Source organism: Priestia sp. ABM2_011, assembly GCF_056158845.1.
This window is the reverse complement of sequence record NZ_JBSWUB010000001.1, coordinates 3,216,124-3,230,469: the sequence shown is the minus strand read 5'-3', so window position 1 is coordinate 3,230,469 and position 14,346 is coordinate 3,216,124. Positions and strand designations below refer to the sequence as shown.

The window sequence follows — 14,346 nt, the reverse complement described above, 5'->3', positions numbered from 1 at the left end:
TGTATCTTGAAAGCAGAGAGAGGTGTAAGACGTGAGCGTGTTACAACGACAGAAAAAAAAGAAAAGCATCTTACCTGGATTTGGGCTTTCTTTAGGTTTTACGATGTTTTATGCAAGTATCCTTGTGCTTTTTCCGTTAGCTATGATTTTTTTAAATACGGCATCTATGGGATGGAGCGACTTTATTAAAACTGTTACAGAACCTAGAGTAGTAGCGTCGTATAAATTAAGTTTTGGAGCAGCATTTGCAGCCGGCATCATTAATGTTATTTTTGGAACCATTATTGCGTGGGTATTAGTGAGGTATCATTTTCCTGGAAAGAGGTTTATTGACGGACTTGTAGATTTGCCGTTTGCCTTGCCAACGGCTGTTGCCGGCATTGCCTTGACCACTCTTTACGTTCCGAAAGGATGGATTGGTCAATTATTTACGTTTAAAATCGCATTTACGCCTATCGGAATTATTATCGCTCTTACGTTTATTGGTCTGCCGTTTGTCGTCCGAATGGTGCAGCCGGTATTGCAAAACTTTAATGCAGAAATCGAAGAAGCATCTGCTAGTTTAGGAGCCAGCCGAATGCAAACGTTCAGAAAAGTTATTTTTCCGGAGCTGGTGCCGGCTGTTTTAACAGGTTTTTCTCTTTCATTCGCAAGAGCGCTTGGAGAATATGGGTCCGTTGTTTTTATTGCTGGAAATATGCCGATGAAAACTGAAATTACGCCGCTTATTATTATGACAAAACTCGAGCAGTACGATTATGCGGGAGCTACTGCTATTGCATCAGTCATGCTCGTTGTATCATTTTTTCTGTTATTACTTATTAATATTATTCAATGGTGGACAAATCGTAAATTTATACATAGTTAAGGAGGGATGACATTGGCAGGACATGTTCCAATGCAGCACGCAAAAACGACTGTTGAAATCACTCATTCTAGTTTGAAAGAGCCCAAAGTCGTCCGGTGGCTGCTTACATTTATTGCACTGGCTTTTTTAGCTCTATTCTTAGTGCTTCCGCTTATCACGATTTTTATAACAGCCTTTCAAAAAGGGTGGGAAACATATCTCGCTGCGATTACAAACCCAGATGCCCTGGCTGCTATTAAACTAACGTTAATCGTTGTGCTGATTACCGTTCCGTTAAATGCCGTTTTTGGCGTGGTAGCTGCATGGTTAATTACGAAGTTTGATTTTAAAGGAAAGAATATTTTAATTACGCTTATTGATTTACCATTTGCCGTTTCGCCTGTTATTGCTGGATTGATTTTTATTTTATTATTTGGTGCACAAGGGTTGTTCGGAGAATGGCTGTTTAATCACGACATCAAAATTGTCTTTGCTATTCCCGGTATTATATTAGCTACCCTTTTTGTAACGCTTCCGTTTGTTGCCAAAGAATTGATTCCACTCATGCAAGCTCAAGGGTCAGCCGAAGAAGAGGCATCGTTAACGTTAGGAGCCAGCGGTTTCAAAACTTTTTTTCTAGTGACATTACCTAATATTAAATGGGGCTTATTATATGGAATCATTTTATGTAATGCGAGGGCGATTGGAGAGTTTGGAGCTGTTTCCGTTGTGTCGGGGCACATTCGAGGAATGACAAATACGATGCCTCTTCATATTGAAATTCTCTACAATGAATATCAATTTGCAGCAGCGTTTGCGGTAGCATCTTTAATGTCAGTTTTAGCTATATTTACATTAATTATAAAAAACATTATTGAGTGGAAAGCCAAACATATTTAAAAAGGAAGGAGCTTATGAGATGAGTATCCATATTAAGCACGTATCAAAGAACTTTGGTGATTTTAAAGCGCTGGATTCTATTAACATTGATATTCAAACGGGTGAATTAGTAGCTTTACTCGGTCCGTCCGGTTCTGGAAAAACATCTTTGCTTCGCATCATTGCCGGTCTTGAACATCTTGACCAAGGAGCTATTTTATTTGATGGAAAGGAAATTACGCACGTAAATCCAAAAGAGCGGAATGTAGGGTTTGTTTTTCAACACTATGCTTTGTTCAGGCATATGACTGTGTTTGATAACATTGCGTATGGTTTAAAAGTACGACCTAAAAAAACAAGACCTTCTAAAATGGACATTAACAAGAAAGTAACTCAGCTGCTGCAGCTTGTGAAACTAGAGCCGCTTGCAAATCGCTATCCTTCTCAATTATCGGGAGGACAGCGCCAGCGAGTAGCGCTTGCTCGAGCGTTAGCAGTGGAACCGAAAGTACTGCTATTAGATGAACCTTTTGGCGCTTTGGATGCGAAAGTTCGTAAAGATTTACGCAGATGGCTGCGTAAATTGCATAATGACTTTCATATTACGAGTATATTCGTTACGCATGATCAAGAAGAAGCTTTAGATGTAGCTGATCGTATTGTTGTAATGAACAACGGGAAAATTGAGCAGATTGGAAGTCCTGAGGAAGTATATGATCATCCTAACAGTCCATTTGTGTACGATTTTTTAGGAAACGTCAATTTATTTAAGGGTCGCATTCATAAAGGCAGGCTAAAACAAGGAAGCTTTGAAATGGATGTTCCAGAATTTAGCGGAAGAAATGAAGAAGCAGCTGTTGGATATGTGCGACCTCATGATATTCACCTTGAAAAAGTAAAAACAAGCGCAGATGCCGTTTCTGCAACCGTTAGCCATATTCATGTGATAGGACCTATCGTGCAAATTGAATTAAAAAGAGAAGATGCAGAAGAATTTTTAGAAGCTGAATTAAGCAAAGAGCATTATAAAACACTCAGCCTTCAAGTAGGAGAGCAGGTGTATGTAAAGCCTAAGCAGCTAAAAGTATTTATTCCAGAAGATTATTCTATTTGATAAAAAGCGTGAAGGGTATACCTTTGCGCTTTTTATCTATTAATAAATTAGTACCAGATATTAAAAGTAGGTGTTATAATTAAGTATCAACTGATTTGAGGTGGAGAAATGATGCAATCAAAAGCTAGAATCACAGGAATGGGGATATATACACCAAAGCAAAAATTAACGAACGACCATTTAAAAGAAATGGTTGATACAAGTGACGAATGGATTGTACAGCGCACGGGAATGAAAGAACGGCGAATTGCTGGTGAAGGCGAATACACGTCTACGCTTGCCATTCGAGCAGTTGAAAATTTGCTCAACCGATATGCTGTAGAAATAGAAGATGTAGATGCAATTATTGTTTCGACAACAACACCGGATCACTTTTTTCCTAGCGTAGCATGTCAGGTTCAAGATTACTTTCATATTGATCAAGCTGCTGCATTTGATTTAAGTGCCGCATGCGCCGGTTTTACATATGGACTTCACGTGGCGAACGGCTTAGTGACGTCCGGATTGCATAAAAAGATTTTAGTTATTGGTGCTGAAGTCATGTCGAAAATTACAGATTATACGGACCGGGCCACCTGCGTGCTGTTCGGTGACGGAGCGGGAGCTATGCTTGTAGAATACGATGAGCATAATCCAAGTTTCTTAGGATGTCACTACGGAACGGACGGAAGCGGAGGGGTGAATTTATATCGTTCTAATTTATCTGATACTCTTTCAGGAAAAGAAATTAACGCGAGCGGAAATTTAGTTCAAAATGGGCGTGAAGTATACCGCTTTGCTGTCCGAACGATTCCAAAAGGAGTAGGAGCATTGTTAAAGGGTACTTCCATTTCTCTTTCTGATGTAAATTGGTTTATTCCGCACAGTGCAAACCTTCGGATGATTGAAGCTATTTGTGCTAAAACAGGTGTTTCAATGGATAAAACGTTAACGAGTGTACAATACTGCGGAAATACATCTTCAGCTTCTATTCCACTTGCCTTGAACGAAGGAATAATGACAGGAAAAGTACGGGATAATGACCTTCTTATTCTCTATGGGTTTGGAGGAGGATTAACGCATTGCGGTTTGTTAATTAAATGGACGTGTAAAGAAAAAAGCTAAAAGGCATCGCCTTTTAGCTTTTTAGGCTTTTATCGTTAACAAGAATTCGATAAAATGGAAAAAGAAGTAAAGGGGGTGTGCGCATGAATCACGTTTTATACATTGAAGACAATGAAGAAATTGGATTAATGATTCAAAATGAGCTTAAAAAGCAAAACTATGAAGTTACTTGGTTACAATCAGGAGATATCGCCAGTCAGTTTATTAAACAAACGGATATTGTCATTCTAGATGTAATGCTGCCTGGGTTAGATGGATTTACAGTGGGAAAAAAGCTTAAAAAACTAGCACCTGATGTCCCGATTTTAATGCTTTCAGCTCGTACAGCCCTAGAAGATAAGATCATGGGGCTAGAGTTTGCCGATGACTATGTCACAAAGCCGTTTCATCCAGAAGAGCTGCTTGCAAGGCTCGAAGTATTGTTAAGGAGATTTTCAAGAAAGAAAGAAGAGCTTATTGTAAAACATTTGCATATTTCGATGATAGACTATCGCGTGATGAACAGAGAGACAAGTGAAGAAATTAGTTTAACAGGTAAGCAATTTCATATTTTTACTTATTTCCTTCAGCATTTAAATCAAATTTTAACAAAAGAACAAATTTATGAAGGAGTATGGAAAGAGCGTTATATAGAAGGAGATAAAACATTAATGGTACATATTCGCTATTTACGAGAAAAATTGGAGAAAAATGCAGCTAAGCCTGAAATTATTGAAACAATACGAGGGATTGGGTACAGGGTAAAGCAATGAACGTTACACAGTCTCTTATCACGAAGTATATCTTAATTATGCTTTCAGCTGTACTAATTATACCGGTATCATTTTTTGCAGGCTCATGGCTGATCACCGTCCCTTTTATGCATATTCAAGGATTATTAAATGAAGAGTATAAAGGAAAAAGCTACTACGAACAAATGTGGAATGAAGAAGCCCGAAAGCTAGAAGGAGCAAATGAGAAAACAATTAATCAAAAGCTAAAATTATTAAAAGAAAAATACCCTGAAGCTTCAATGTTCTGGGTAAACGAAGATGGACAAACACAGCTTCCGCTTCCTTATCATGCAGCCCTTCCGAAGCAATGGTCATCGTCTTATACGGCTGAATTTATAAAAAAACGATACGGAAACAATCCGTATACGGTTATTACCTTTATTGGGACAGATAAAAAGCAAGGTTTTATGGTCATTGAAGTGCCAGAAAAAGCCGTTGAGCCTCCTATTCAAAGGCTAGACCCAGCCTACTATAATATTTATTTAGGATTTGTTTTTATTATTGTGCTTTCTTTTATTGTACTTTCTCTGTTCTTTTTTCTTCGAATTCGAAAAAGGCTGCGAGTGTTACAAGCTGCTATGAACAACAAAGGCGAGCGAGGAATTCCTTTACCTGTTGTATCTGAGTCCACGGATGAAATTGGTCAGCTAGAACAATCCTTTAATCAAATGGTTAAACAGCTTCATGAAAGCCGGTATCGAGAGAAGCAAGAAGAACAGCTGCGGCAAGACTTAATTATGAGTCTATCGCATGACTTACGAACACCGCTCACGACTGTTCGAACGCATATTTATCAGCTAAAAAACGAAGAAATGGCCTTGAACATTCAACAATCTCTTGAGGTAATTGATACAAAAGTAGAATTTGTTAGTGATTTAATAGATAATTTATTTTCCTATACGCTGCTGTTAAATGGAAAATATCCATATCGGGAAGAGGAAGTTGATATGGCTCGATTTCTTAGAAAAAGCATTGCGCAATGGTATCCATTATTTGAAGAAGAGAATATGGAAGTGGATATTCAACTGCCTTCTCAGTCCATATATTGGCGCGGAGATGTTCAGTGGTTAGAAAGAATAATAGATAATTTATGTCAAAATGTCATTCGTCATGCCAAAGAAGGTAACTTTATTAGCTTTCGTCTTGTTCAAGAGCATGATTTATCTTCTCTCACCATTTCTGATAAAGGGTCAGGCTTTAAAAAGAATAGCCATACGAAGCAAAACGGTGTAGGTCTAGCGATTGTGGATGCGATGATTAAAGAAATGGAGTTAACGTGGTCAATTCATTCTACAAAACATGGAACGGATATTCAAATTGTGTACAAAGCGAGTGATTAATTCACTCGCTTTTTTAAACGAATTTTAACCTTTCTTTTCCGTCCTCTTAACTTTGGCTGTTTATAGTAAAGGAGAGGTGATAAAAGTGGAAATTGTTAAAACGACTCAGCTGATAAAAGTATTTAAAGGAGCAGAAGCTGTAAATGAAGTGAATTTATCCATTAAAGAAGGAGAAATCTACGGGTTTTTAGGGCCTAATGGAGCAGGGAAGACGACAACGATCCGAATGTTGCTCGGGCTAATGAAGCCAACGAGCGGGGAAATTGAGCTGTTTGGAGAAAGAATAAAAAATCACAGGCAGCATATTCAAGCCTTAAAAAAGATAGGTTCACTTGTAGAGAGCCCTTCCTATTATGCGCATTTAACTGCAAGAGAAAATTTAGAGGTACTTCGTAAAATACTAGGTGTATCTAAAAACAGAGTGGATGAAGTACTAAATATTGTAAAATTAACAAAAGAAGCAAATCGCCCAGTCAAAGGCTTTTCTCTTGGAATGAAACAGCGGCTTGGTATTGCTTCTGCACTCCTTGGAAATCCTCGTTTATTAATCTTAGACGAACCAACCAACGGACTGGATCCTGCAGGAATTCAAGAAATTCGTTCATTAATTAAAGAAATGCCAGGGGAAAACGGAGTTACCGTATTGATTTCAAGTCATTTACTCTATGAAATCGACCATTTAGCGACTCAAGTAGGTATTATTACAAAAGGAAAGATGCTATTTAATGGCTCGATTGAATCGCTTCGCAAAAAAGCTAAGCATCAAGTGGCATTTACAACAGGAGAGATAGAAAAGGCTAAAACAATACTATTAGCAAACGGGTTTGTACCTACTATCGATAAACATAGTCTTCTTTTAGATTATATTGATCATGAGCAAGTGGCACATCTTGTTTATCAGCTTGTGCAAGAAAATGTCTCAATCTACCGAGTTGAAGAAAAATCGAAATCATTAGAAGATATCTTTTTAAAGCTGACAAGCGAGGAGAATAGATATGTTCACAAAAATACTGCAGGCTGAGTGTATAAAGTTAAAAAGAAAATGGCTCTGGTTTTTACTATTTTTAGGTCCAGCGGGTGTAATTGGCTTAACTCTAGTTGATTATAGCGTTCGATATGAATATTTAATTCAGCAAAATCCGAATGTGTGGGAAGGTCTTTTTCATGAACTAAACATCACGCTTCCAATAGCTTTTTTACTGGGAGGAACGATTCTTGCTTCAAATGTAGCGCATATTGAATATCATAGAAGCTCATGGAAGCAGCTGCTGAGCTTACCTGTGAGCAGACTGAGTGTTTATACAGCAAAATTTGTAGTAGTTATGTTTATGCTACTTATCGCTTCTGCTGTTCTATTAATCGGTATAATTGGGTTAGGCTGGTGGTTAGGATTTGGTTTTCCGTCTTCTTGGAAAAATCTTTTCGTGTATACCTTTTATCCGTTTTTTTCTGCCATTCCATTTGTAGCTATTCAAATATGGTTATCTATGCTTTTTAAAAATCAAGGCCGCTCTCTTGCACTAGGTATTGTGATGAGTGTGACGATGAGTGGTATGAGAGAATTGCCGAGCTGGTTTTTCTGGCAATGGCCAATGCTAGCGTTTTCTGACTATCGGAATATGTACATAATAGCAGGTGTAATTATCGGTATTTTCCTATATGCTGCAGGCGCCTTGCACTTTATCAAAAAGGATGTGGCCTAAATGTTTTTGCAATTATGTAGGATAGAATCGTTTAAATTGTTTAAAACAAAAGCCTGGACGTACCTTTTTGTGAGTCCTATTCTAATCGCTATTATCCTTTTTGTAGGTGATCAGGCAATGCCAAGCGGGAGAATGAAATGGGCAATGGCAGATGCCTTGATTGCCAATGTTCACGAATTGCTGTTTTATCCGTTAATTGGCGGGTTAGTAACATCCTTCATCTGTCGGTATGAACACGAAGCGGGAGGATGGAAGCAATTATTATCTCTTCCTGTGACAAGGACATCGGTATACGGAGCAAAATTGATTACAGCAGCAGCTTTCATGGGAATTCTTCAAGTGCTTGTATTTGTTGTTTTATTAGGAGTTAGCATGTTAAAAGACTATCCGAGCGCTGTGCCATTAAAGATGATAGCTGGAAATATGCTAGGCGGATGGGTTGCGGTGTTGCCCGTTCTTGCGTTTATGCTAGCTGTGTCAATGGCATGTTCTAGCTTTGGAGCATCTTTGACAGTCAACGTCATTTTAACACTACCGAATTTATTCGTTGCTAATTCTGAACGATTTGGCCCCTGGTACCCATGGACTCAGCCAATGTATGGAATGTTAGGTGTAACTGGAAAAGCATCATGGGGGTTGATGCTGACTACACAGAATTTCTTAGTGGTTGTTATAAGCAGCTTTCTGCTTTTTGGAGTAGCAGGTTTACTGTATTTTCAGCGCAAACATATATAATAGAAAAAACCCGCTTTTTTACAGCGGGTTTTTAGCTGGCTTTTGGAATAGTAAAACCTACTCCAAAGACGTCTCGCACATCGTGGACAACCACAAAAGCCTGTTCATCGACTTTATGAATAATGCGCTTTAACTCTAATAGTTCTTGTTTGTTCACAACTACGTACAATACGTCTTTTGCTTCTTTTGTATAGCTTCCATGAGCAGAAAAGACAGTGACGCCTCGCTGCATCTTTTTGTTAACTTGTTCGGCTACTTCAGCTGAACGGTGTGAAATAATGGTGATTGCTTTGCGGGGGTTGAGTCCTTCAATAATATAATCCAGCACCTTTGTTCCGATATAAAGAGAAATAACCGTGTACATCGTCTTTTCTCCACCGATGACAAAATAGGCGCTTGCTACAACTAATAAATCAATTGCTAGCATCGTTTTGCTAATATTCCAGTCTAGATATTGATTAGCTAAGCGGGCGATAACTGCCGAGCCTCCGGAAGTTCCGCCACCTCTAAACACAAGCCCGAGTCCTACACCGGCTAAAATACCAGCAAAAATAGCCCCCAGTAGCGTATCGTCAAGAGGATTTCCCAGTCCTTCAGTTATATGTAGGAATAGAGATGTGAAAATAATACATATAATTGTGTAAGCAATCACACGTTTGTGAAGCAATTTGTATCCGATCAGTACCAGCAAACCGTTTAATATAAAGTTTGTGATACCAGGAGACCAGCCTAGTACATAATAGGTAATCATTGTTACACCGGTTACGCCGCCTTCTGCTAATTCATTTGGAATAGCAAAATAATTAATGGCCAGTGCGAAAATGAGGCTTCCTAGAATAATGAGGATAATTTCTTTTATTTTATTGATCATGAACGTTACCTCCAATCATCAAAAACTCCGAAAACACAGTCATGACAATGTATTATACCAACTCTAGAGGCTGAATTAAAGATGGGATATTATTATTTTTTAAAAAATCAATTTCTGCTATCAACATAAAATCTTTTGACAGTTTTTATGGAGTATGAAAAAATGAATTGTTTGCTTTTATTTTGATTAAAAAGTTTTGCAATGAGAATGTTCGTTCGGTAAAATAGAAGCAAGAGTCAAGGGGGAGAATGAACGTGTATCAAGATGAATTAAAACAGTATGCGAAGTTAGTAATGCCTGAGCATTTAGAGAAAATGAAGAAAATGTACAGTCCCGAGGCGCATAAGCAGTCTTTAGGGTTGAAAAAAGAAAAGATTGAGCATATTGAAAATGTCATTATGAACAGTTACTCGGAGCATCATCCAGTAACCCTTCACGTCTATGAAGCAGGACATATTCAAAGATATGAACGAGTGACAATCGATAAAGTTTCTCTGCAGTCGAATACGCTGATGGTGACAGGGCCTTGTTATACATATTCGATTCGAGCGGATGCAGTAATTGAAGCAGATGTATGGAAAGATGAAAGCTACTCTAGCTAAGAGTAGCTTTTTTGTTGAATTTGTATCTTTTTTTTAACGCTTGCATACAATACATAAAAGCATATTCTGCGAGTAGTCACTTTTAGCTACTAGGAAATTTTGATTAAAGAAGGGATATTGTATGCAAAATGAAAAAACTCAAGTAAGAGAAATTGAATTAACGCAGTTCATTAAGAAAAGACTCGTTCGTTTTATCTCAAGTTTGGCTATTTCTTCTGCCCTTGCTTCTATATTATATATGCTTCTGTTTTTATTTAAATGATGGGTCACTTTGAGTTGTCCAAAAAGGTGGACAACTTTTTTGATGTATAGGCTCTCATTAAAACAGGATAAGCTAAACATAATTCAGTCAAGAGAAATTAAATCGGTCAAGAAATAGTCAAAAACAGTCAAAGTTAATTAGTTGCAAGAAAACCTTTACATATAATGAGAAAAGTAGACAAATTCTTGAATTACCAGCTTATTTCCTTTTGTATAAACTATTATCAAAACAAATGAAAATCTAATTGTTCGTTCAAAAAACTTTATTTTGTAATTAAAAAAATGAATGTTTTTGATTTTTTATGATTGATTTTGAGTGTAAACCGTGATAAAGTAAGTACATGAAATAAATGAAAACGCTTTTTTGAAAAAGGAGCTAGAACATGTTAACGCCGGAGAGACATCAACTAATCTTAAAACTTTTAAAAGAGAAAGAACTTGTAAAAGTGCAAGAGTTTATCGAAGTTACAGGCGCTTCGGAATCCACAATTAGAAGAGACTTAAGTCAACTAGAAGAAGAGCAAATGCTCAAACGTGTTCACGGTGGCGCTTCGCTTATTCGCAGTAAACGAATCGAACTGAGCGTTATCGAAAAATCTGCTAAAAATATTCAAGATAAACGAAACATTGCAGAGTATGCGGCTTCCATTATAAATGAAGGTGACTGTATTTTTTTAGATGCAGGAACTACAACGTATGAAATGATTCCTTTTTTGAAGCAAAAAGATGTAGTTGTCGTGACAAATGGTTTAATGCATTTAAACCCGATGTTAGAACAAGGTATCACCCTCTATTTAATTGGAGGATCTGTTAAACATAAAACGGGCGCTTTAATTGGCAATGGAGCTCTTTTAAGTCTTGAGCAGTATCGTTTTGATAAGTGCTTTATGGGAGCGAATGGGATTCATCATCAATATGGATATACAACTCCTGATCCAGAAGAAGCATTGATCAAGCAAACGGCAATGAAGCTTTCTAGAGAATCTTATATTTTATCAGATTCTACTAAGTTTTTTGAAACAAGTTTTGCGAAAATAGCCGATTTACATGAAGCAAAAATTATAACAAATGACGTACCTAGTGATGTACTTATACAGTATGCAAACAAAACAGACATAAAGGTTGTGAAATCATGATTTATACATGTACGTTGAACCCATCCGTTGATTACGTAGTACATGTTTCAGCATTCGAAGAAGGCGGACTTAACCGCACAACGAATGAAGCCAAGTTTCCAGGAGGGAAAGGCATTAACGTCTCTCGCGTTTTAAAGCGATTAGATGTTGATAATAAAGCTCTCGGTTTTGTAGCCGGCTTTACAGGAACCTATATCGAAGACTACTTAAAAGCGGAGAATATTGAAACAGCTTTTACAAGAGTTGATGGAGATACCCGCATTAACGTAAAGTTAAAAACGGAAAAAGAAACAGAAATTAACGGTCAAGGACCTGCTATTACAGACGAAGCGCTTCAGTCTTTATTGACTCAAGTAAAGCAAATGACTGAAGGCGATATCTTCGTATTAGCAGGAAGTATACCGAAAACGCTTCCAAGTTCTGTGTATGAAACGTTAACGGAACTAGCAGCAGCGAACGGAGTAAAAGTAGTAGTAGATGCAAGTGGAAAAACCTTGCTAGACGTCGTGTCTCACAAGCCGTTTTTTATCAAACCAAATCATCATGAACTTGCAGAATTGTTTGATGTAGAAGTAAACAGTGCAGAAGATGCGCTAGTATACGGTAAAAAGCTTGTGGAACAAGGAGCGCAAAACGTCGTTGTATCCATGGCAGGCGATGGAGCACTTCTTATTAACGAAAGCGGTGTCTACAGTGCCACAGTCCCTAAAGGAACAGTGAAAAATTCTGTTGGAGCTGGCGATTCACTTGTAGCTGGATTTATTGCTTCTTATGTAAAGCAAGGGGATTTATTAGAAGCCTTTCAAACAGGAGTTGCTTCAGGAAGTGCCACAGCATTCTCACTTGAATTATGTACAGCAGAAGATGTAAAGACGCTTCGTGAACAAGTGTCAATCACAAAGGTAGAGTAGGGGGAACCGAGAATGAGAATTACAGAACTATTAAAAAAAGATACAATCATTCTTGATTTAAAAAGCACGTCAAAAGCTGATGTTATTGATGAGTTAGTTGGAAAATTAGACGAAGCTGGTCGCTTAAGCGACCGAGCTGGCTATAAAGAAGCAATTTTAAATCGTGAATCTCAAAGTACAACGGGAATTGGGGAAGGCATTGCCATTCCGCATGCAAAAACAAGCTCGGTAAAAACACCGGCCATTGCATTTGGACGCTCAACAGAAGGTATTGATTATGAATCATTAGACGGACAGCCTGCACATTTATTCTTCATGATTGCAGCGAGTGAAGGCGCGAATAATGCTCACTTAGAAACATTATCTCGTTTGTCTACGTTATTAATGGACGAATCGTTCCGAAAAACGTTGCTAACAGCATCATCAATTGATGAAGTCATTAAAGCAATTGATGATAAAGAAACTGAAAATGAAGCGCGGGAAGAAGAAGTGGATACAGCTTCAGATCAATTAGTGCTTGCTGTAACGGCTTGTCCAACGGGAATTGCCCACACGTATATGGCAGCGGATAGCCTAAAAGCAAAAGCGAAAGACATGAACGTGACGCTCAAAGTTGAAACAAATGGTTCCAGCGGTGTTAAAAACGCGTTAACGAAGGAAGAAATTGAAAACGCTACCGCTATTATTGTTGCAGCGGACAAGCAAGTAGAAATGGAACGTTTTGCAGGTAAAAAAGTTATTCAAGTTCCAGTAGCTGAAGGAATTCGTAAGCCCGAAGAATTAATTAACCGCGCGTTAAAAGGAGACGCTCCTGTATACAGCGGCGGCGGTGGCAGCAAAGAAGGCGGAGAAAGTAAAGGATCAGAGCGTACAGGGTTTTACAAACACCTAATGAGCGGTGTATCAGCAATGCTTCCGTTTGTTGTAGGGGGCGGGATCTTAATCGCCATTTCATTTATGTTTGGTATTCACTCAGCAGAACCGAAAGATCCAACGTACAATGCGTTTGCAGCGGCGCTAAAAACAATTGGCGGAGATAATGCATTCTTTTTACTAGTACCGGTACTAGCAGGGTTCATTGCAATGAGTATTGCTGATCGTCCTGGTTTAGCTCCTGGTATGGTTGCAGGTCTTTTAGCAGCTTCTGGCGGAGGCGGTTTCTTAGGTGGTTTAATCGCTGGTTTCTTAGCGGGTTATGTAGTAGTGGGATTAAAGAAATTGTTCAGCGTCCTGCCGCAAGCTCTTGATGGAATTAAGCCAGTTCTTCTTTATCCGCTATTTGGGATTTTTATCTCAGGATTGATTATGCTTTATGTTGTAAATGAGCCAGTTAGTGCAATTAACAAAGGGTTAACGCACTGGTTAAGTGGATTTGGCACGGGTAACTTAGTATTATTAGGTATTATCTTAGGCGGTATGATGGCTATTGATATGGGTGGTCCTATTAATAAGGCAGCCTTTACATTTGGTATCGCAATGATTGATGCTGGAAACTATGCTCCACACGCAGCGATTATGGCAGGCGGTATGGTTCCGCCACTAGGTATGGCTATTGCGACAACTTTGTTCAAAAACAAATTTACTCGCCAAGAGCGTGAAACAGGTAAAACGTGTTATGTAATGGGTCTTTCATTTATCACAGAAGGTGCGATTCCATTCGCAGCAGCTGACCCAGGCCGTGTTATTCCCGCATCGGTTATCGGTGCTGCAGTAGCAGGTGCTTTAACAATGATGTTCCATATCGGTTTACCAGCACCACACGGCGGTGTATTCGTTATCGGAATTGTACAAGGAAATCCTCTTTTATATGCACTAGCAATTTTAATTGGTGCCATTGTGACAGCGGTCCTTGTAGGTGTATTAAAAAAACCAAAAGCAGAATAACAAATAAAGACTGATTTTACATCATGTAAAATCAGTCTTTTTGTGTTTTTCTGGTAGACATTTGTTCTTTATGAGAGTACAATTACGGTAGTATTCCTTTAATTTTTAGAAAAGTTAGATAGATAAGCTTTTCTACTTGATAAAATATGGTACAATAATCGAATATTAAAAACAAAGTAAGGAAGT

At 38.3% G+C, this 14,346-nt stretch carries 15 protein-coding genes; 14 read left to right on the top strand and 1 reads right to left on the bottom strand.

All coding sequences use genetic code 11. From position 1 onward, the window contains the following. Nucleotides 1–31: 31 nt before the first annotated feature. The 9 genes from cysT (at nucleotide 32) to ACXAE4_RS17340 (ending at nucleotide 8,495) form a co-directional block, all read left to right on the top strand. On the top strand, nucleotides 32–868 hold the full coding sequence (gene cysT, locus ACXAE4_RS17380) for a sulfate ABC transporter permease subunit CysT (protein WP_033578840.1): 837 nt from the start codon (nucleotides 32–34) through the stop codon (nucleotides 866–868). Between the two features lie 12 nt (nucleotides 869–880). Beyond that, nucleotides 881–1,747 (top strand): sulfate ABC transporter permease subunit CysW, encoded by an 867-nt coding sequence (gene cysW / locus ACXAE4_RS17375; protein ID WP_108674642.1) that lies wholly within the window; start codon nucleotides 881–883, stop codon nucleotides 1,745–1,747. Nucleotides 1,748–1,766: 19 nt separating this feature from the next. Then, nucleotides 1,767–2,840, top strand: coding sequence for a sulfate/molybdate ABC transporter ATP-binding protein (locus ACXAE4_RS17370; protein ID WP_289578895.1), 1,074 nt, complete (start codon nucleotides 1,767–1,769; stop codon nucleotides 2,838–2,840). 108 nt (nucleotides 2,841–2,948) lie between these two features. Beyond that, nucleotides 2,949–3,944, top strand: coding sequence for a ketoacyl-ACP synthase III (locus ACXAE4_RS17365; protein WP_098626795.1), 996 nt, complete (start codon nucleotides 2,949–2,951; stop codon nucleotides 3,942–3,944). Between the two features lie 83 nt (nucleotides 3,945–4,027). Then, entirely contained in the window at nucleotides 4,028–4,696 is a 669-nt protein-coding gene (locus ACXAE4_RS17360) for a response regulator transcription factor (RefSeq protein ID WP_028413539.1), read from the top strand. Further along, the gene (locus ACXAE4_RS17355) at nucleotides 4,693–6,057 is read left to right on the top strand and encodes a HAMP domain-containing sensor histidine kinase (protein WP_028413538.1); all 1,365 of its coding nucleotides are present in this window, start codon (nucleotides 4,693–4,695) and stop codon (nucleotides 6,055–6,057) included. The genes ACXAE4_RS17360 and ACXAE4_RS17355 overlap by 4 nt, the downstream gene beginning before the upstream one ends. An 85-nt stretch (nucleotides 6,058–6,142) precedes the next feature. Next, nucleotides 6,143–7,078 (top strand): ABC transporter ATP-binding protein, encoded by a 936-nt coding sequence (locus ACXAE4_RS17350; RefSeq protein ID WP_047751073.1) that lies wholly within the window; start codon nucleotides 6,143–6,145, stop codon nucleotides 7,076–7,078. Continuing rightward, nucleotides 7,053–7,760, top strand: a complete 708-nt coding sequence (locus ACXAE4_RS17345) for an ABC transporter permease (RefSeq protein ID WP_098626797.1) — start codon at nucleotides 7,053–7,055, stop codon at nucleotides 7,758–7,760. Before ACXAE4_RS17350 ends, ACXAE4_RS17345 begins: the two co-directional genes overlap by 26 nt. Further along, nucleotides 7,761–8,495, top strand: a complete 735-nt coding sequence (locus ACXAE4_RS17340; RefSeq protein WP_475236490.1) for an ABC transporter permease — start codon at nucleotides 7,761–7,763, stop codon at nucleotides 8,493–8,495. A 31-nt stretch (nucleotides 8,496–8,526) separates the two neighbouring features. Here the strand turns inward: ACXAE4_RS17340 and ACXAE4_RS17335 are convergent, their stop codons facing one another. Further along, entirely contained in the window at nucleotides 8,527–9,366 is an 840-nt protein-coding gene (locus tag ACXAE4_RS17335) for a YitT family protein (protein ID WP_028413534.1), read from the bottom strand. A 248-nt stretch (nucleotides 9,367–9,614) separates the two neighbouring features. On the opposite strand from ACXAE4_RS17335, the gene ACXAE4_RS17330 reads away from it, so the two are divergent. From ACXAE4_RS17330 to ACXAE4_RS17310, 5 genes are all read left to right on the top strand, one after another. Beyond that, the gene (locus ACXAE4_RS17330; protein ID WP_033578844.1) at nucleotides 9,615–9,968 is read left to right on the top strand and encodes a YolD-like family protein; all 354 of its coding nucleotides are present in this window, start codon (nucleotides 9,615–9,617) and stop codon (nucleotides 9,966–9,968) included. Between the two features lie 121 nt (nucleotides 9,969–10,089). Further along, nucleotides 10,090–10,230: a hypothetical protein gene (locus ACXAE4_RS17325; RefSeq protein WP_013056833.1), complete on the top strand. Its 141-nt coding sequence runs from the start codon at nucleotides 10,090–10,092 to the stop codon at nucleotides 10,228–10,230. A gap of 382 nt (nucleotides 10,231–10,612) precedes the next feature. Then, nucleotides 10,613–11,365, top strand: a complete 753-nt coding sequence (locus tag ACXAE4_RS17320; RefSeq protein ID WP_028413532.1) for a DeoR/GlpR family DNA-binding transcription regulator — start codon at nucleotides 10,613–10,615, stop codon at nucleotides 11,363–11,365. Continuing rightward, on the top strand, nucleotides 11,362–12,276 hold the full coding sequence (gene pfkB / locus ACXAE4_RS17315; RefSeq protein ID WP_028413531.1) for a 1-phosphofructokinase: 915 nt from the start codon (nucleotides 11,362–11,364) through the stop codon (nucleotides 12,274–12,276). The genes ACXAE4_RS17320 and pfkB overlap by 4 nt, the downstream gene beginning before the upstream one ends. A gap of 12 nt (nucleotides 12,277–12,288) precedes the next feature. Continuing rightward, on the top strand, nucleotides 12,289–14,160 hold the full coding sequence (locus ACXAE4_RS17310; RefSeq protein WP_289578897.1) for a PTS fructose transporter subunit IIABC: 1,872 nt from the start codon (nucleotides 12,289–12,291) through the stop codon (nucleotides 14,158–14,160). Nucleotides 14,161–14,346: the final 186 nt, after the last annotated feature.

Excerpts from the sequence above, each read along its gene's own strand:
- ACXAE4_RS17370 (WP_289578895.1), top strand. The coding sequence starts at position 1,767 with ATGAGTATCCATATTAAGCACGTATCAAAGAACTTTGGTGATTTTAAA.
- ACXAE4_RS17365 (WP_098626795.1), top strand. The coding sequence starts at position 2,949 with ATGATGCAATCAAAAGCTAGAATCACAGGAATGGGGATATATACACCA.
- ACXAE4_RS17360 (WP_028413539.1), top strand. The coding sequence starts at position 4,028 with ATGAATCACGTTTTATACATTGAAGACAATGAAGAAATTGGATTAATG.
- ACXAE4_RS17355 (WP_028413538.1), top strand. The coding sequence starts at position 4,693 with ATGAACGTTACACAGTCTCTTATCACGAAGTATATCTTAATTATGCTT.
- ACXAE4_RS17345 (WP_098626797.1), top strand. The coding sequence starts at position 7,053 with ATGTTCACAAAAATACTGCAGGCTGAGTGTATAAAGTTAAAAAGAAAA.
- ACXAE4_RS17340 (WP_475236490.1), top strand. The coding sequence starts at position 7,761 with ATGTTTTTGCAATTATGTAGGATAGAATCGTTTAAATTGTTTAAAACA.
- ACXAE4_RS17335 (WP_028413534.1), bottom strand. The coding sequence starts at position 9,366 with ATGATCAATAAAATAAAAGAAATTATCCTCATTATTCTAGGAAGCCTC.
- ACXAE4_RS17330 (WP_033578844.1), top strand. The coding sequence starts at position 9,615 with ATGAACGTGTATCAAGATGAATTAAAACAGTATGCGAAGTTAGTAATG.
- ACXAE4_RS17325 (WP_013056833.1), top strand. The coding sequence starts at position 10,090 with ATGCAAAATGAAAAAACTCAAGTAAGAGAAATTGAATTAACGCAGTTC.
- ACXAE4_RS17320 (WP_028413532.1), top strand. The coding sequence starts at position 10,613 with ATGTTAACGCCGGAGAGACATCAACTAATCTTAAAACTTTTAAAAGAG.
- pfkB (WP_028413531.1), top strand. The coding sequence starts at position 11,362 with ATGATTTATACATGTACGTTGAACCCATCCGTTGATTACGTAGTACAT.
- ACXAE4_RS17310 (WP_289578897.1), top strand. The coding sequence starts at position 12,289 with ATGAGAATTACAGAACTATTAAAAAAAGATACAATCATTCTTGATTTA.